This is a genomic window from Agrobacterium sp. CG674, from assembly GCF_053521645.1.
Window position 1 is genome coordinate 301,996 of the sequence record NZ_JBNWDZ010000005.1, and the last position, 18,344, is coordinate 320,339.

Annotated in this window: 14 protein-coding genes; 3 read left to right on the plus strand and 11 right to left on the minus strand. The window is 56.4% G+C overall.

Annotated elements, in window-relative coordinates:
- Positions 1-25: 25 nt before the first annotated feature.
- From ACQZ51_RS16230 to ACQZ51_RS16250, 5 genes are all read right to left on the minus strand, one after another.
- Positions 26-1,228 (minus strand): glycosyltransferase family protein, encoded by a 1,203-nt coding sequence (locus ACQZ51_RS16230; protein ID WP_448778694.1) that lies wholly within the window; start codon positions 1,226-1,228, stop codon positions 26-28.
- A 70-nt stretch (positions 1,229-1,298) separates the two neighbouring features.
- Positions 1,299-2,474 carry an ABC transporter permease gene (locus ACQZ51_RS16235; protein WP_448778696.1) on the minus strand — a complete coding sequence of 392 codons (1,176 nt, stop codon included), beginning with the start codon at positions 2,472-2,474 and terminating at the stop codon, positions 1,299-1,301.
- Entirely contained in the window at positions 2,471-3,469 is a 999-nt protein-coding gene (locus ACQZ51_RS16240; protein ID WP_448778698.1) for an ABC transporter permease, read from the minus strand. Before ACQZ51_RS16240 ends, ACQZ51_RS16235 begins: the two co-directional genes overlap by 4 nt.
- A gap of 1 nt (position 3,470) precedes the next feature.
- Positions 3,471-5,372, minus strand: a complete 1,902-nt coding sequence (locus ACQZ51_RS16245; protein WP_448778700.1) for an ABC transporter substrate-binding protein — start codon at positions 5,370-5,372, stop codon at positions 3,471-3,473.
- Complete coding sequence (locus ACQZ51_RS16250; RefSeq protein ID WP_448778702.1) at positions 5,369-7,261, minus strand: ABC transporter ATP-binding protein; 1,893 nt, start codon at positions 7,259-7,261, stop codon at positions 5,369-5,371. Before ACQZ51_RS16250 ends, ACQZ51_RS16245 begins: the two co-directional genes overlap by 4 nt.
- 187 nt (positions 7,262-7,448) lie before the next feature.
- Between ACQZ51_RS16250 and ACQZ51_RS16255 the strand changes: the two genes are divergently transcribed.
- Positions 7,449-8,411: a glycosyltransferase family 32 protein gene (locus ACQZ51_RS16255; RefSeq protein WP_448778704.1), complete on the plus strand. Its 963-nt coding sequence runs from the start codon at positions 7,449-7,451 to the stop codon at positions 8,409-8,411.
- On the opposite strand, the gene ACQZ51_RS16260 is transcribed toward ACQZ51_RS16255, so the two are convergent.
- Together ACQZ51_RS16260 and ACQZ51_RS16265 are read right to left on the minus strand one after the other, a co-directional pair.
- Positions 8,403-9,143, minus strand: a complete 741-nt coding sequence (locus ACQZ51_RS16260) for a polysaccharide deacetylase family protein (protein WP_448778706.1) — start codon at positions 9,141-9,143, stop codon at positions 8,403-8,405. The two genes, ACQZ51_RS16255 and ACQZ51_RS16260, sit on opposite strands and share 9 nt — an antisense overlap.
- A complete protein-coding gene (locus ACQZ51_RS16265; protein ID WP_448778708.1) occupies positions 9,140-10,234 on the minus strand; it encodes a glycosyltransferase family 4 protein in 1,095 nt (364 codons plus the stop codon). The genes ACQZ51_RS16260 and ACQZ51_RS16265 overlap by 4 nt, the downstream gene beginning before the upstream one ends.
- A 106-nt stretch (positions 10,235-10,340) precedes the next feature.
- Here ACQZ51_RS16265 and ACQZ51_RS16270 point away from each other — a divergent pair, with 106 nt between their 5' ends.
- Positions 10,341-11,702 carry a nucleotide sugar dehydrogenase gene (locus tag ACQZ51_RS16270; protein ID WP_448778710.1) on the plus strand — a complete coding sequence of 454 codons (1,362 nt, stop codon included), beginning with the start codon at positions 10,341-10,343 and terminating at the stop codon, positions 11,700-11,702.
- Positions 11,703-11,715: 13 nt separating this feature from the next.
- Positions 11,716-12,195: a class I SAM-dependent methyltransferase gene (locus tag ACQZ51_RS16275; protein ID WP_448778712.1), complete on the plus strand. Its 480-nt coding sequence runs from the start codon at positions 11,716-11,718 to the stop codon at positions 12,193-12,195.
- A gap of 3 nt (positions 12,196-12,198) precedes the next feature.
- Here ACQZ51_RS16275 and ACQZ51_RS16280 read toward each other — a convergent pair whose 3' ends face one another.
- The 4 genes from ACQZ51_RS16280 to ACQZ51_RS16295 all read right to left on the minus strand — a co-directional run bounded on the left by ACQZ51_RS16280 (position 12,199) and on the right by ACQZ51_RS16295 (position 18,296).
- On the minus strand, positions 12,199-13,857 hold the full coding sequence (locus tag ACQZ51_RS16280) for an adenylate/guanylate cyclase domain-containing protein (RefSeq protein WP_448778714.1): 1,659 nt from the start codon (positions 13,855-13,857) through the stop codon (positions 12,199-12,201).
- 173 nt (positions 13,858-14,030) lie between these two features.
- Positions 14,031-14,891 carry an MBL fold metallo-hydrolase gene (locus ACQZ51_RS16285; protein ID WP_448778716.1) on the minus strand — a complete coding sequence of 287 codons (861 nt, stop codon included), beginning with the start codon at positions 14,889-14,891 and terminating at the stop codon, positions 14,031-14,033.
- Positions 14,892-15,080: 189 nt separating this feature from the next.
- Positions 15,081-15,536: a cyclic nucleotide-binding domain-containing protein gene (locus tag ACQZ51_RS16290; RefSeq protein ID WP_448778718.1), complete on the minus strand. Its 456-nt coding sequence runs from the start codon at positions 15,534-15,536 to the stop codon at positions 15,081-15,083.
- Positions 15,537-15,578: 42 nt separating this feature from the next.
- On the minus strand, positions 15,579-18,296 hold the full coding sequence (locus ACQZ51_RS16295; RefSeq protein WP_448778720.1) for an ABC transporter transmembrane domain-containing protein: 2,718 nt from the start codon (positions 18,294-18,296) through the stop codon (positions 15,579-15,581).
- Between the last annotated feature and the right edge of the window lie 48 nt (positions 18,297-18,344).

Consider the following 18,344-nt stretch of genomic DNA (forward strand, 5'->3'; position numbering starts at 1 on the left):
TCTCTTTCTGGGTTCAGACCCAGGCTCAGGCATTGGCGGTTTTGGCGATGTCTTCAGGTTGAAGCCACTCCGCAATCCGTTTGGAAATGTTTTCCAGCCCGTCAAGTTTGAGGTTGCGGCCATTGGCTGAGGGAGGCGCGCGCTTAAGCAGGTCCTTGAGCGCCTGCGCCATGAGCAACGGGTTCTCTGCATCTTCAGGCAGGAGCATGTCAAACAGGCCCAGTTCCGATGCGCGGCTGGCACGGATCAGCTGCTCTTCACGCGGCACAATGCGCGGCACGATGAGGGCTGGCTTGTCGAAGGAGAGGATTTCGCACACCGTGTTGTAGCCACCCATGGACACGACGGCCTTGGCCCCGGCAACGATATCTTCCATGCGATTATCGAATTCGATGATCTCGATATAGGGAATATCGGATGTGTTCTGCATGAAGCGCAGGCGCTGCTCGCCCGGCATATAGGGGCCGAGAACGATCAAGGCTTTGTGCGTCAACTCCGGGTCGGCCTTGTAGGCATTGATCACGTCGTCGATCAGCTCGCTGCCATCGCCGCCGCCGCCCGTCGTCACCAGAATGTAATCGCCTTCGGTGCGATGCGATGTGCTTTCCGATTGGGTCTTCGAGCGTTGCAGGAAACCGACGAAATCCATCTTGTCGCGCACCTTCGGCGGCACATCCAGCCCCAAGAGCGGATCGTGGAAATCAGGTGGACCATAGACCCAGACGTGATCGTAGTAGCGCTCGATCTTGGGGAGGATGTCATTGCGCTTCCACTCGGCTTCCAGCAGTTGCGGCGCGTCCATCACGTCGCGCAGGCCAATGACGAGCTTGGTGCCTTTTTCCTTGAGATAGGCGAGCGTCTCCTCCACCTCTCCGCGCAGACCCATGGGTTCCTTGTCGACGATGAAGATATCCGGCTGGAAGCTTTCGGCGGTGTGATAGATAATCGAGCGGCGCATCTTCAGGGTTTCCTGAAGATCGATATGCCGGTCGAGCGAGGTGTATTCGCCGTTTCGCAATTTGATGACGCTGGGGATTTTGACGAAATCCACCCGGGCGCGATAATCGAAGGCACCGGCGATTGTCGCGCCTGAAATGATCAAAACGTTCAGACCACGATAATCCTCGACCAGCGCATGGGCGATGGTTCGGCAACGGCGCAAATGGCCGAGACCGAACGAGTCATGGCTATACATCAAGATGCGCACGTCTTTCAGGCGAGTGCTCATGGACAGCACCTCTTGTTGCGGTTCGCATGACGGGTCTTGTTGGTTGGATGGGGCACTGGACAGTCCGTGGTTATTTAAAAGGGTCAGCCGCATCACGTAGTCCATCGCCGAAGAAATTAAAGGCCAAGATGACGAGGACTACCGGTACTGTCGGCAGAAGAAGCCATGGATAAAGGGCTATCACGCTCACACTTCTCGCTTCTGTGAGCAGAATTCCCCAACTTGTGATCGGTGGGCGAAGGCCTAACCCTAGGAAGCTGAGTGCGGTTTCACCCAGAATCATGCCCGGTATTGTGAGCGTCGCGGATGCGATCAGGTGGGACATGAAGCCGGGAATGAGGTGTCTGCCGATGATGCGCGGGGTGCTGGCACCCATTAGTTGCGCAGCCAAAACATAGTCTTCCTCGCGCAGCGCCAGAAGCTTGGAGCGCACGGCACGGGCAAGCCCAGTCCAGTCCAGAAGCCCCAGAATAAGTGTGATGCCCAGATAGACGAGGATGGGGCTCCACGTGACCGGCATGATGGCAGCCAGCGCCAGCCACAGCGGAATGCTGGGAATGGATTGCAGCACTTCGATGATGCGCTGGACGATCAAATCGAACACACCGCCGCGATAGCCTGCGAGACCACCAATCACAATGCCGAGCACGAAGCTCATGGCGACACCCAGCAAGCCGATTGTCAGCGAAATGCGGGCGCCATAGATGATGCGCGACAGCACATCGCGGCCAAGACGGTCGGTGCCGAGCAGATACATCTGGCCATCTTGCGCAGGGCAGACCAGATGCACGTTGCTATCGAACAGACCCCAGAACCTGTAGTCGTCACCCCGGCAGAAGAAGCGCAGCTTCTGCACATCCGTCGGCACGTCGCTGTAGACGCGCCGCAGGTTTTCCATGTCGAGGCTCATGGTTCGTCCGTAGACGAAGGGGCCGATGAATTCACCATCATGGAAAAGATGGACGGCTTGCGGGGGCGCGTAAATATTCTCCACATTGCGCGTGTGCAGATTATAGGGCGCCAGAAATTCGCAGATCATGATCGACAGATAGACGAACAGCAGAAAGGCGCCGGAATAGAGGGCCAGCTTGTGCTGTCGAAACTGCCACCACATCAGCCTGAATTGCGAGGCTTTATTGAAGGAGGCCATGCCTGATGTCGTGGGCTCTACGAGACTGGGATCAAACGGTGCCGTGGAGACGAAATGCGGCAATGGCTCGCCTGGCTTTGGAAGGGAGGTGGTCATTTCAGGTTACCCCCTCCAAAGCGGATGCGCGGATCGAGAATGGCCAGTGCAATATCGGAAACGAGCACGCCAATCACCGTCAGGAATGCGAGGAACATCAGGAAGGAACCAGCCAGATACATGTCCTGACTTTGCAGGGCGCGGATCAGCATCGGGCCGGTCGTTTCCAGCGAGAGAACAATGGCTGTGATTTCAGCGCCTGAGATAATGGCAGGCAAAATCGAGCCGATATCTGAGATGAAGAAGTTCAGCGCCATGCGCAGCGGATATTTCGTCAGGACCTTGAAGGGGTGCAGGCCCTTTGCACGGGCCGTGACCACATATTGTTTTTGCAGCTCATCCAGCAGATTGGCGCGCAACCGGCGGATCATTCCAGCCGTGCCCGCCGTGCCGATGATGAGGACGGGTATCCACAGATGCTCCAGAATGGACTTGAACTTCGCCCAGCTCATATCCTGGTTCAAATATTCACGGTCCATAAGGTGGCCGATTGAGGTGCCGAACCAGATATTGGCGAAGTACATGAGGATCAGCGCCAGCATGAAATTGGGAATGGCGATGCCCAAAAGCCCGATGAATGTCAGGCCGTAGTCACCCCAGCTATATTTGTGTGTGGCGGAATAGATGCCGATGGGAAAGGCGATGATCCAGGTGACAATGATGGTGACGAAAGACACCAGCATGGTCAGCCAAAGGCGGTCGCCGACGACTTCATTGACTGGAAGCTGGTATTCGAAGGAATATCCGAAGTCGCCGACCAGCATGCCGGTTGCCCAGCGAAAATACCGGATCGGAGCTGGCTGATCGAAGCCGTAACGGACCCGCAGCTCCTCGATCTCGGCCATATTGGCGGTTTCACCCATGGCCCGCATTTCCGAGACATAGCTCTCGAAATAGTCACCCGGTGGCAGTTCGATGATGGTGAAGACCAGCATCGAAATCAGGATGAGGGTGGGGATCATTACCAGAAGGCGCCCTAGAATATATCTGAGCATGTCATGCGTCTCCGTCGTACCAGAACGCATCTGGCATGTAGACACCGAGATAGGAGGTCGGCTCGAAACCGTAGAGCGCTTTCTCCGGCACGTTGCGCATTCTGGCCGCGTGCACGATGGGCTGCAGCGCGCTGTTGACGATGCCGATGGAAAAGACCTGCTGCGAGTAAATCTCCAGCATTTCCAGCCAGATGGCCCGCCGCTCTTCCTCGGTGATGCTGACGCGCCATTTCTTCAACAGAGCCAGAAGATTGGACGCCGCAGCAAGGTCCGGTGCCGTACCTTCGCGCCCGCCGGAGAGATAATGGACACCCCAGACCGGCCATTGCAACTGATCGTCACCTGTGGGTGCCAGGCCCGCAGGCAGCATGTCCGGCGTGGGTACCGCATTGTCCATGCCGAACCACACCGACATCATCACCTCGCCGCCCATGGCGCGCTTGCGAAACACATCGCGCTGCGTGGGGCGGCTGGAAAGCGAGATGCCGAGCTTGCGCCAATGGTCCGTTACCAGTTCCATCACATCTGTTTCCAGCGTGCTTTCGCCAGCCGTTTCAACGATGATATGGGCAGGCCGCCCATCGGGCAGCAGGCGCACGCCCTTGTCATTGCGGTTGGTCAGACCCAGCTCGTCCAGAAGTGCGTTCGCCATAGCGGGATTGAAGTCAGCCCATGCCTTGGCAAATTCCGGGCGAAACAGCGAGCTTTCCGGCAGGACGGTGTCGGCGCTTTCCTTGGCAAGCCCATAGAAGCAGACCATGTTGATCTCATGCCGGTCGATACCAACCGACAGGGCACGGCGCATGCGCACATCACGGAACAATGTGCGCCAGACCTCATCGCCGCAGTTCAGGTTCGGCAACAGGCAGACACGCGAACCCTGGCTGCGCGTCCAGAGATTGACCTTCAGCGGGAAGCGATCTTCCGCATCTTTCAGATAGGTATAGTCGTTGAAATCGAGCCCCATGAATTGCAGGTCGCTATCGCCGGATGCGGTCTTGGCGGCAATGATTTCCGATGAGGTCACATTCAGCAGGAAGCGGTCGAGATAGGGCAGTTGCAGGCCGTTCTCATCGACGCGATGATAGTAGGGGTTGCGCTCGAAAATGAACTGTTCCGAGGGCGGATAGGTGATGTTGCGCCATGCGTCCAGCGTCGGAAGATCCGGGTTTTCAGGCCGCACCTGCCGGGACATCTTGATATGCAGGCTGCTCCAGTCATCCACCTTGTTCTTCTTGGCCAGCTTGGCAAGATTTTCCGCTGTCTGATATTTCGCGTGGAACTGCTTCATATAGGCAGCCGGCAGGCACAGGCGCGCAGGTGAGGCGCCTGCAAGCTTGGCCAGAAAGTCCGGGTTCGGACCTTCCCACGTATAGCGCACCGTCAGGCGATCAATGACTTCCACCAGCGGTGGCTTCTCATAGACCAGCAGTTCAATGGGCGGGCCGCCCTTATGAATCTCGCGGTTCATCGCTACCTCTTCCCAGAAATAGCGGAAATCTTCTGTCGTGAAGTCGCTGCCGTCAGACCATTTGTGGCCATCGCGCAGCTTCAGCGTGAAGATGCGCTCCTGATCGACCGTATAGCCTTCCAGAATATCCGGCTGGAAGTTGAAGCTCTCATCATACCCGACCAGCCGTGCGTAGCTATTGATTGGCATCAGGCGGATGTCGCGCTGACCACCGATCAGCATGCGCACCGAACCGCCGTGTTTGCCCGGCTCGCGACCGAGGCTTTTCAGGTTCATCACGCGGGGGTTTGTCGGCAGCCGCTGTTCCAGCGGCGGCAACTCACCCTTGTCGATTTTTTCCTTCAGAAACGCCGAATCCGTATAGGCGGCAAATGCCTTGAACGGGGCGAAAACGGATGCGAGGAGGGCGAGGGTCGTTCGACGCGTGATCACGAGCGTAACTCCGCAACATCAACATTTCCGTTTGCCAGCACAAGGTGACCGCCGCCGAGATCGGCCGTGATCAGATCGCTGTCATCGCTCTGGCGAAACTGTTTGCCCCAATCGAATTTGCCAGTGGCGCTGATCTTGGCGATGGTGCTGAAATCAAGCGGGCGGTCGAGATCCGGGAAGGGAACGGCGGCCAGCAGTGACTTCGTGTAGGGGTGAACAGGATTGCGCATCAATGCTTCGCGCGGCGCAAGCTCCACGATTTTTCCCTCGCACATCACGGCAACGCGGTCCGCCATATAATCCACCACGGCCAGATTGTGGGAGATGAACAGGTAAGTCAGGCCGAGCTCCTTCTGCAAATCCTTCAAAAGGTTGAGAATTTGCGCCTGAACCGAAACATCGAGCGCCGAGACGGGCTCATCGCAGATCAACAGTTCCGGGCCTAGTGTCAGGGCTCTGGCAATGCCGATGCGCTGGCGTTGCCCACCGGAAAAGCTGTGGGGATAGCGGTTGAGCGCGCTTTCACCAAGGCCGATGGCTTTGAGCAGATTGCGAACCTTTTCGGCGCGGTATTTCGCATCGCCGCGGCCGTGTATCTCAAGCGGCTCGCTTAGAATGTTGCTGATTGTCATGCGCGGCGAAAGCGAGGAAATGGGGTCCTGAAACACCATCTGTATCTTGGTGCGCAGTTCCCGCAGATCATCATCCCGAGCGTTGAGAACGTCGATATCGCCTGTCTTGCTGTGAAATGTCAGGGACCCTTCATCAGGACGCACGGCACGCATCAATATCTTGCTGACTGTCGTTTTGCCGCTGCCGCTCTCGCCCACAAGTCCAAGGCACTCGCCGCGATAAATATCGAAACTCACACCATCGACTGCCTTGGTCGCGGTGGATTTGCCCGAGCTGAACCAGCTTGATTTGCGGGTAGAGAAGGTCTTGCTGACATTGTTGACGCTGAGCAGGACACCCTTGGTCTTGTCCACGGCCTCGGTCTTCTTCCCGATCAGGCTTTCCTTGTCGATGACGACATCACGAAGCGCTTTCAGCCTTTCGCCTGGCTTCATGTTGAAATGCGGAACGGCGGCCATCAGGCCCTTGAGATAAGGGTGGGAGGGCGCGCGGAAGATATCATCGACCGGGCCGGATTCCATGATTTCGCCCTGATAGATGACGGCCACTTCGTCGGCTATATTGGCCACGACGCCGAGATCATGGGTGATCAGCAGCATGCTCATGTTCAAACGGCTTTGCAGATCGCGCAGCAGCTTCAGGATCTGCGCCTGTATGGTCACATCAAGGGCCGTCGTCGGCTCATCGGCGATCAGAAGTGCCGGGCGGCAGATCAGCGCCATAGCGATCATGGCGCGCTGGCGCATGCCGCCTGAAAGCTCGAAAGGATACATGTTGCAGATTTTTTTCGGGTCGGAAAAGCCGACGAGGTCAAGCGTTTCCTCAATCTTTTCCTGCCGCTCGCGAGGCGTCAGAACCGAGTGGATGCGTATGGCTTCATCGATCTGGTTGCCCACCGTGTGCAGCGGGGAAAACGAGGTCATCGGCTCCTGAAAGATCAGACCGATGCGGTTTCCCCGGATAGCCCGCATGGGCTTGCCATCGGGCTCCAGCTGCAGCAGATCGATTGCGCCTTTTTCGGAACGGTCTGGATCTGAAAACAGCACGCGACCCTTGACCTGCGCCGTGCGGGGCTGAATTCCCATGATGGTCTGGCCGATGACGGACTTTCCCGAGCCGGATTCGCCCACAAGCGCCGTCACCTTGCCCGGCAAAATACGCAGGCTGGAATTTCTCACGGCATCAATCTTGCCGCCCATCATCGAAAAGGAAACCTCGAGATTCTCGATTCGAAGCAAATCGGCGCCTGAACTCATGCCAAGGGTTTCCTCACCGTTCTTATTTTGCCTGTGGCAGTTACAGTCAAACTAACGTTATCTTAGGCCAATAGTTCTGTCTATGCTCTTGAAACAGCGAAAATATAAGCTTGCTCTCTGTGTCGCCTGTCGCACAAAAACATGTAGATCGAAGATGTGTCCGAGTTATTAAACCAAGGAAGCCGCTATGGCTGATAAGCGATATTTCGATAAAAAGCTGGCTGAGGCGCGCGATCTGATGGCGGCGGGTGATTTTGCGCAGGCCCGCTCGGTTCTCGACCTGCTTGCAGGAGAAAAAGAGCGTCACCTGATGGGGGAAGAAACCGCATTCGGCCTGCCACGCAGACTTCACTCGGCATATCTGCGGCTGGCCAAGGCGATGGGCGATGAGGTGAGCCGCGCCGGCTATCAATATCTTCTGGTGCCGCCGCCGGAAGTTCTTGCACCCTATGGCCGCTTCTCAGTTGAAGATCGCCGTATGATCGCGGCTGCGAACCGTGAGCCTGTGCCGAAAATCCTTCACCAGATATGGATCGGCAGCAAGCCGGTTCCCGCATCGACGCAGGCCTGGGCTTTGCACGCCAAACGCAACGGGCTGGACTATCGACTGTGGCGTGAAGCCGATCTCGAGCGAGAGGGCATTACCTCCAACTCGCAATTTTCCAGAATGCTTGAGGAAGGCGACTATCCCGGTGCCGTGGACGTGGCACGTTATCTCATTCTGTTAAAGTTCGGCGGAACCTATCTCGACTGCGATTTCTATCCCGCCCGGGACGATGTGAGTTTCTTCGACACATTGCCGATGATCGGCCTGACGGCATTTGGTGAAGAGGTGCCGCGCAAGACCGGGCAGGGCAGCCTGCTTCTGGCCAATTCCTTCATCGCCGCACCGCCCGGCCATCCGGTCTTTAGCCGGATGCTGGATGCCTTCCCCGACATATTGAAGAGGCTGCCGAAAGCACCGGCGTGGTGGGCAACCGGCCCGTTGATCTTTACCGTCGTGGCGAGGGCTGGCTCTGTGACGCTGGCGGCTGCGGATTTCGTTGTGGATACGCTGCCGGATCGGGCGCCATTCAGTGCTGTCGAGTCGGTGAGATTGCGCGCCGGGGGGGATGGTGATGGCCTGCTGATCGCCTGGAAATCATGGTAATTCAGCAAGCCATTGTCGTGATGACCGCCAGCGGCAACTGGGGTGGCTGGTCGTGACACTCAACAGGGATTGCAGGAAAGCCCAGACGCTTTCGTCATGATCCAGATGGTGGGTCAGAATTCCCGTCATGCCGCCGGTCGCATGGGCCTGGCGGATGCGTGCGGCAGTTTCTGCGAAGAGCACATCATGGTCCTTGCCGCCTCGTGTTCCGCGCCAGTCGATGACATCAACATGGGTGTTGAGCAGGGGAAGACTGTCGGGCGTTTCAGGTCCATAGACCGAAAGTGCTTTGTACCCCGCCTGCGGCAATTGTTCGATGACGGCCTGATCGATCCGGTTCCACGGCGGCACCAGCATCGGCACGAAACGCTGTTCATGCAGAGACCGCAGTTTCTGCAGCCCGGCTTCCAGTTCACCAGTAACGGTTTCAAGCGGTCTGTGCAGGCCGAGTTCCCGCTTCTTCTCGTCTGATCCCGCATGGTTCTGGTGCGCCCAGCCATGGACCGCCACATCGATCTCGCGTGTCTTTTCAAGCCGATCTGCGAGCGCCTCACCCGTGGGGTGCGGTATGACGGCCAGTGTCATCGGTGCGGAATGGCGCTCTGAAAGCGCCAGCAATCGATCCAAGGCGGGGCTTGGCTCAGTGGCATCGTCATCGCGCAGCCAGAGATCTGCGACGATATTCTTGCTGGCGAAATCATCCAGAGTTTCGATGAGCAGTTTGACCGTCATGATGGCTGGCTCGGCAGGTTTTCGAGGATGGAATTCAAGATGATGGCGACCTGTTCAATAGAGCGTTCGACACAGGCAAAGTGGCGTGCTTTGAGGGCCATTTCGTGTCGCAGTTCGTTTTCGGTCATCAGTTTGATGATCGCATCGGCATAGGCGTTGACATTGCCGGGTTGCGTCAGAATGCCGGTCTCGCCGTCTTTCACGACTTCTGGCACGCCTGCGATCCTCTCGGCAATGACAGGCAATCCCGCCGCCTGGGCCTCCAGATAGGCCAGCCCATAGGCTTCGCCATGTCCCGGCCAGACATAGATGGAGGCGTTTGAGAGAATATGAGCGATGGCTTCCGGCCTCTGCTCCCCGTGCCAGACGATGCGGCCAGCATCGATCGCGCCAAACAGGTCTTGCGCCTTTTCCCGCTCCGGGCCATCGCCAATGATGTCGAGCGTCCAGGGCAGCTCTGTTGGCAGCAGCTTGAGCGCCTCGGCCAGCGTTGCGTAACTGCTCATCTTGTCGCCGGGGCGCATCATCGCAACGGTGGCCAGACGGTAGCGAGTGGGAGAGGGCACTTGTTTCGCAAAGGTTGCGGCATCGATAAAGGGTGGCAGCATCGCAAGGCGCAGGCCATGATCTGCCTTTGAAAGCCCGTCGAAATCTCTTGACGTGAAGCAGATATTGGTGGCGGCGAAACTGAGATCAGCGAGAAGTGCATCCTGCGTCTGCGCCCAGCCCATGCTGTTTCGTTTGGGGGAATAGGAGGCTTCAGCCGTCACATAGGTAAGGCCAAAACGCTGACACAGTTCGGGTCCGAGAAGGTCTCTCGCCTTGTAATAGGGATGATAGCAGAACCAGATATCCGGCTTTCCATCGCCCATCCATTCGGAGGCAATTCGGTGTTTTTCCGCGTCGGCTGCTGCATTCAACGTATCTCTGCCGCCCTCAGGTTCGCGCTGAAAACTGCGAAGCTCCGATACCACCTCGACCTCATGCCCACTGATACGCATGGCCTGCATCAAAAGACGCGCCATCAGCCGGTCTCCAGAGGGGACGGGGTGGTCGGGAGATTTCAGGGGAGCGTAGAAGGCGATTTTCATGACCTAGTTCTGCTTTGCGATCAGGGGCTTCGTCAATGGGGGATTTGAGAAGGGCAAACCTTGACACTGCGTCTGTTCTCACCCAACTGATGGGCATGTTTTCTTCATGCGCGGAGCGCAATCAGCTTTGACTTCCTCTTCAAACGCACAGCAGCTTCTTGAGCTCATCCGGTCTAAAAAGGCGAAAGCCGGGGTCATAGGCCTTGGTTATGTCGGCCTGCCACTGGCCATGACAATCGCCAATTCCGGCTTCAAAGTGGTGGGTTTCGATATTGATCCTTCCAAGATCGTGGCCATCGATGCCGGTGAAAGCTACATCGAGGCGGTGCCACACGATGTTTTGAACGCAGCGCGTGCCAATGGCGGCTTTGTCGCGACCTGCGATTTTGCGCAGCTGGCCGATTGCGATGTCATTGCCATTTGCGTGCCGACGCCGCTCACGAAATATCGTGATCCCGACCTTTCCTATGTCGAGAAGACCTGTCTCGAAATCGCTAAAACGCTTCGCCCCGGACAGCTTGTCGTCTTGGAATCCACGACCTATCCCGGCACGACGGACGGGATCGTGAAGACTATTCTGGAAAAGACGGGCCTGAAATCGGGCGTGGATTTCTTCCTTGGCTTCTCGCCTGAGCGCGAAGATCCCGGCAATCGTGAATTCCAGACCTCCACAATTCCAAAGGTGGTTTCTGGCGAAGGTGCCGAGGCTGCGGAACTGATGATCGCCTTTTATGGCTCGGTGGTCAAAACCGTTGTTCCTGTCTCCACCAATGCCACGGCTGAGGCGGTCAAGATTACCGAAAACGTGTTTCGCGCCGTCAATATCGCGCTCGTCAATGAGTTGAAGGTCGTTTACGAGGCAATGGGTATCGATATCTGGGAAGTTATCGATGCGGCTAAGACGAAGCCGTTTGGCTACATGCCTTTTTACCCCGGCCCGGGTCTCGGCGGCCACTGTATTCCCATCGATCCCTTCTATCTGACATGGAAATCACGAGAATATGACCTGCCGACGCGCTTCATCGAGCTTGCCGGGCAGATCAATACGGGCATGCCGCGCCACATCGTCAGTCGACTTGCCGAGGCGCTGGATGTCCGTAGTGGAAAGGCGCTCAGCCGTTCCCGCGTTTTGATTGTTGGCCTGTCCTACAAGAAGAACGTGCCCGACATTCGCGAAAGCCCGTCCCTCAAGCTCATCGAGCTGATTGCCGAGCGCCATGGTCAGCCGTCCTATTTCGACCCCTATGTCGCGGAGATACCGAAAACCCGTGAATATGGCGATCTTCTCGGCATGAAATCGGTGACGTGGGACAAACAGACGATCAGCGGGTTCGATGCGGTTCTCATCGCCACGGATCACGACAATGTCGATTATCAGAGCCTCAGCGAATGGGCGCCGCTGATCATTGATACGCGGAATGCCTTTGCCAAGCGCGGCATCGTGGCCAGCCACATCATCAAAGCCTGAGGCAGGAGAAGATATGAGCAGACTAGACAGCTTCATTCGCCGCCTGAGCGCACAGCGGGATATTCTCAACCACGTCCATACCGATATGGATTTGCCAGCTGGCCCCATCATGGAAATCGGGCTTGGCAATGGGCGGACCTTCAATCATCTGCGCGAGCTGTTTCCAGATCGCCGGATCGTCGCCTTTGATCGGGCCATGGGCGCGCATGCATCGTCCGTGCCGGATGAGAAAGATATGGTGATCGGTGAGATTGCTCAGACGGCGCAGGCCTATCTCGGGATTGAGGCTGCGCTGGTCCATGCCGATATTGGAACGGGCTATCCTGAGAAGGATGCGGTCACACTGACATGGCTGCCGCAGCTTGTTGCCGGAATGCTGGCCGAAGGTGGCGTGTCAATCAGCGGGCTGCCCCTTGAGGAAAAGACGCTCAATCCTCTTCCCGTACCGGCGTCCGTGCCGACAGACCGTTACTTCCTCTACCGTAAAATCTAAGCCTTACAAAAAGCGTCGGCTTTCGCTGTCGGAGATCAGGAAAACCTTCATCTGCGTGCTTTTGCCCCTGATGGGAATGGTGCGGCTCTGGAGGTCTTCCGGCGCGTGCCCCGACTGCTGAAGAACCGGCTCGGAAATCACGATTGCGGTGTCGAATTCCTTGGCGGCCGTTTCAAGTCGGCTTGCCACATTGACCGTATCGCCGATGGCGGTCAGGGTTTTCGCGGACCCGTAGCCCATGACGCCGACGATGGACGGGCCTGCGTGAATGCCGACCACGATGCGCAGTTTGACGGCAAATTGCTTTTCCAACTCCTCGTTCAGTGTTTCTATATTCTGCAAGATGAGCGCTGCGGCTTTGAGCGCGTTTCGGCTTGCGGTCTCCGCATTGCCGTCCAGACCGAAAAGCGCCATCGCGCCATCGCCGATGAACTTGTCCAGTCTGCCGCCCGCCTGTTCCACCGCCTGGCCGACAACGGTGAAGTAGCGGTTGAGCAGGAACACCATGTCATAGGGCAAGCGCGCTTCCGAAAGCGATGTGAAGTTGCGCAGATCGCAAAACATCACCGCGATGTCCTCTTCGCGGCCGGGGCGGATGGGCTCGCCATCGGCTGGAATATCGTCCTGTTGCCTTGATGTCAGAAGCAGGGCCACACGCAGATTGTGCTTTGGACGAAGCTGGCACCCGAGCCGCACATCGGTATCGGCATGGATACGCTGCAACGTCGCTTTTTCCATGCTGGATGGCTCCGGCAAGGTACCATCGGTGCTCACGATACGCACGCGGCACGTCGAGCACCGCCCCTTGCCGCCACAGGCCGAAAAATGCGGGACATCGCCCGTTCTGCTTGCCTCCAAGATGCTGAGCCCGGCCGGGGCTTTCACCACAGCTCCGTGGTCATAGCGAATTTCAAACGAATTCAATCGTTGACGCCAACTGCGCACGCCACGAAGAGCGAAAACCAGCACCACGGCCCCGCCAAATAGCACCTTGGCGGAAACTCTGAATCTGTCGATGATCGTTTCGAGGTCCGCTTGATGGGGATGAATGATTCGCGGCGGTGGCGGTGTATATTCCATGATCCTGCCCGCATCAGCAAAACCCAGAAGCGCCAGAATAGGCACCAGCACGGCAATTGTGAGCAGGTAAGGTGAGATGCGCTTGTACCATTCCCGGTAACGCAACCAGAAAAATACGCCGAGGCATCCATGCGCCCATATCAGGACGAGCGCGATACTGTGCCAAAGACCCAGGCTGGGATTACGCACCCAGTAATTTCGAATGACGATCTCGTAACCAGTGTCGATATCATAGAGCATGCGCGACAGGCGAATACCGCTGGCGTGATCGATGATCATATAGGGGATGACAAGCCCGATGATGATTTGCAGGGCTTCGCGTGCAGGCATTTTCAGCGCGCGCCTGATATAGATTGCGCGCAGAACAAGCCCGATGTGAATGAGAACCGAGCCGTAGAGGAGCACGCTGCTGACGGGGTTGAGCCAGATGAGAGTGAACCACCAGCGACCCTGTTCTGCCGTTTGTATTGAGATCAGCGCCAATGCGTGGTTTGACAGATGGCTGAAGACGAACAGGAGCATGATAAGGCCGGACAGCAATCGCGCACGTCTGAGCGACGTTTCCGACACGATATTGATCATGCTTCCTGTCTCCTGTTGGCACGCCGTATTCGCTGCAAGCAAATGGTGAGCGGAGACTGCCCTGCCGATTGCTACTCACTGCTAAACTTCAGGATCCAAGATGAACAGTCCAGGGATCATCTAGTTGGCATGTTTTTTGGCGCAACGCCGTTCACACCTGCGGCAACACCAGCTCAAAGATCCAAGGTCTGACCATCACGCGCGGCAAATGCACCTGAAAATTCTCTCTTTGCATCGGTTTCGATGATATCCAGATCATCATCGGTCCGGAAAGGGGCGTGGTGAATAAGGCCAACGCTTTTGGCCTTTGCTTCCTTGGCCAGAAGGATCGCATGTTGCCATGATGAATGGCCATAGCCGCGATATGTGTCCATCTCAGCGTCTGTAAAGCTCGCATCGTAGAGAAAGAGGTCCACACCGTCGATGAGCTTCAACACGGTCTTATCCAGTTTGCCATCTTCGTGCTCGGTGTCAGTGATGATGGCAAAGCTGCGGCCTTGCCAGTCGATGCGATAACCGATGGCGTTTCCGGGATGCCTCAGCATGCCGGTGGTGATGTTCAATTCAGGGCGCACGGCCAGCACGTCACCTGCCTTGAAGTCTTTCGTGATGATTTGCGCACAGCAAATGTCCAGCGGTGCGGGGAACCATGGCGGGCTCATGAATTCGGCGAGCATTTCCCGCGTGGTTTTTTGACCAGCCAGATGGCCAGACCATATACACACGTCGTTTTCGCGATTGAAGAACGGTTTGAAATAGGGGAAGCCAACAATATGGTCATAGTGACAATGCGAAAAGAACATGTTGACGTCACTCACGCCTTCGGCCTTCAAAGCCTGGCCAGCTGGCATAAGCCCTGATCCAGCGTCAAACAAAAGCACATGCTTGCCGCATCGTACCTCGATGCAGATCGTGTTGCCGCCATACTTCCGGAATTTGTCCCCCGAGACGGGTAGTGTTCCCCGTGCTCCCCAAATCTTGACCCGAAAATCTTGTTTATCGTCCCGACGAAGATCGCCGGAATGCAACGCCATGGTACACTCCATTCACCACGAACACCTTTGCTATCCTCCGATAGGTGCCGTGTTATCCTTCTTGCTTAGCTGTTGATCTCGGAAGACATAACGAGCTCTGGCTTTAGTACGTTCAGCATTTCAGTTTTATAACAAGAGTACTACTTTTATTTTTCTTTTCTTCGGGGGCGCTTGAGGATGATGTGGCTTCTAGGCACCAGAACCCGATCTGGCCTTGCTCAGCTCGCTCGTTGTTTGCGTTAAGCGTTCGGCCAGCACGCGCATGACCTTGATGGTGATATCCGGAAAATCCGACATCAACTTGAAAAACTGTTCCTTGCCAATGCGCAGGGCCTCCACCGATGTCGATGCGCGGACCGTTGCCGTTCTGACGCTATCGCACAGAATGGCAATTTCACCGACGATGGCGTTTCCGCTCATCTCGGTCAGCTTTATCTCTCCGGAAGGGGAATCGATCAGGACATCAACCTTGCCGGTCAACAATACATAAGCAGCATCGCCCAGATCACCCTGCCGGAAAAGCTCATCTCCGGCATGGTAGGAAACGCGGTCTGATGCAAAAGCCAGCAACTTCAGCTTGGAGGGCTCCATTCCGCTGAAGAAGGGAACGCGTTTCAGCATCTGAATTTCGTCTTTGAAAAGCATTGCCTTGTCCTGTTCGTGTTCCTGTTTGAGCATTCTTGCAAACTATGCTGCAATCATTTCCTTGAATGTACCGTTTTCTTCCACAAGAGTCTCGTATGTTCCATCTGCGACAACCGACGACTGGTTGATGACGATGACACGATCAAACATTTTCGACAGGGAAGGGTTGGATAGAACCCACAATACGGCCGGGTCCGCGCCATCCTTTTTGAGGAAGGTGATGACGTTATCGACGATTTCCTGCTGGAGCCGGTGATCGAGGCCGGGAAGCGGACGGTTCAGAACGTAATAATCGGACTTGCGCATCAGGGCTCTGGCCAGATTGAGCTTCTGCCGCTGCAAGGGTCCCAGCCGCTTGCCGCCTGCGCCCAGATTGAATTCGAGACCGACTGCCAGCACTTTCTCGTAAAGCCCCTGCTTCTTCATGGCGTCAGCAACAATTCGGGTGATGCGCCGTGAGGCATCCGGGTATCTGTGGCTGATCTTGCCAAAGAGAATATTATCGAGAAGGCTCGTCGATGTCGCGTATCGCTCTGGATCATAGGGCTCGATCCAGCTGCGCAGATCATTTGGCAGTTTCTCGTGGAACATGTGCCGGACCTCGATGATCTTGTCCATCACCTCCTGCGTCAATAGGCCGAAGCGCTGCCGTGGTTCGATATAGAAGAAAGCCAGCCTTATCATCGCACGCTGCTCGGCTTCCGTCGCATCGGCGTAGCCCTTGCCCTGAAGACGCTGCAGCATCTGCTGGTAACCGGGAATATCGTCCGAGGTCATGAAGGTCAGTTGCTGGAAGAACGGATGATCCGGCGGAAGATCGCTGAAGATTTCAACGACGTTTTCGGCGATCGTATAGCCCATGTCGAAGAGTGTGTTGGAAAGGCCGCTGCCGCGCATAAGCGAGCGGAAGTAATCGCTATTGATGATCTTACGGCTGGAGGCATCGGCATCGCGCAACGTGCCGAACATGATGTTTTCGCCAACCGTTGCCTCAGCATTGTAGCTGCTCGGTTCGAATGGCACGATAAGGCCGCTCAGGTTTTCTGCGTCCAGTTCGGCACGCAGCGCTTGCCTCAGTTCAACGATGCGGGCCGCAAGATGCAGATCCGTCAACGGGTCAATCGAAGAGCGTAGTGCAAATTCCAGAATATCCGGCGATAGCTGAACCGTATCGAGAACCGACAGCATGGATTGCAGGAATTGCTCTTCCTCGTCGCTGCCTGCGGGGCTCGACTTGTAATCGATCCAGTCGCTGTTGATGTCGATATCGGGATTTTGAGCCAGCTTGGCTTCGCGTATTTCCCACTTTCTATGCTCCAGCTCCGCGCCGGCGTATTCTTTCGGCTTCAAGGGGGCGTGTTTGAGGCCATAGACAAGATTGTCCTTCAGGCTTGCATGGAAGAAATACGTGTCGGCGGAGACATAGGAAATACGCCGTCCGGTGATTGATTCCGGCAGTTCGTGGAGATCCTTGTCCCCGAAAGTGATTTTGCCTGAGGTCGGCCATAATGTTCGGCCCAACGCATCAGCCAACGCTTCTGCACCCGCGCCGCCCACAATCGCAACGGTTTCACCAGGATTGATGGTTAATGTGGCCTGCTCCAGCAGGCGTGTTCCGCTGTCGTCATCCAGTGAAAGCGCTGATACGACCAGAGGTCCGGTGATGGCCGCAGCCGCTTCCGGCGACAGGGCCTGAATCTTTCCATCGATCATGGATGGTGAATCGAACTGCTCGAACACCTGCTCATATTTAACCTGAACGTCCTGACGTGCCTGATCCCAGTCTATCAGCTCCTTCAGGGGGCCAGGCAACTCCTTATAGGCATTGATGACCGCAACCAGCTGGCCCACATCAAGACTGCCTCTGAGGGTTAGATAGCCGCCCAGCGCGTAAAAGAAGAACGGCGTGAGCTGCGCCAGGAAGTTATTGATGAACTTGACGATGAACTTCCACTGGTAGAGATCATAGCGAATCTTGAAGATTTCACCCAGTCGGTGGGCGGCGTCCGCCCGCTCGTAGTTGGACGTATCAAAGGCGTGGATTGTGCTGATGCCATCCACCATTTCGCCAATACGCCCTGCCAGTTGACGGGCGCTGAGCTGGCGCTGTCTGCCGAGGTCGATCAGGCGACGGCGCATTTTCGGAATGATGCCGACCTGGATCGCGGCCATGAAGGCGGCAATCAGGCCAAGCCAGAAATTCTGTACGAGAATGAAGAAAAGCGCTGCCAATGCCTGGCCGCCAAGCAGCGCCGGCTGAACGAAGGCATCGCCGGTAAAGCCGCCGAGGGGCTCCACCTCATCCTTAATCATGCTCGATATTTCCGAGCCCTTCACACGTTTGAAATGGGAAGGCGGAAACAGCAGAACGCGTTCAATCAGCTGAAAGCGGATGCGGCGCAGCAGGCGCTCGCCAAGGCGGCCCTTGTAGGTATTGATGTAGAATTTAAACAGGCCATTGATGATGACGAGCGCCAGAAATGTCAGGCTCAGCCCCATCAACATGCCAAGTCTCGAAAGCTCGATACCGGGAAAAAGCGTGACCGTTCCCATATAGGGAAGATCCAGCGTTAGGTGCATGAAAAGCTGGGTGGAGTTGACGCCCTCGAAACCATCGCCCTGGATCGGTCCATTGACGATCTGCTTTGGCAGATCAAAGGCGAGGAAATAGGGGATCATCGACAGAGCGACGATCAGCAAAATGTAAAGCTGTTGCCGCCGCGTATGATTCCAGATGTAGCGGGTTAGATTTTTTTCCATGTAGGACTTCTGCGCCTTGCCGAAACTGGACGGTACTGAATGTTTTGG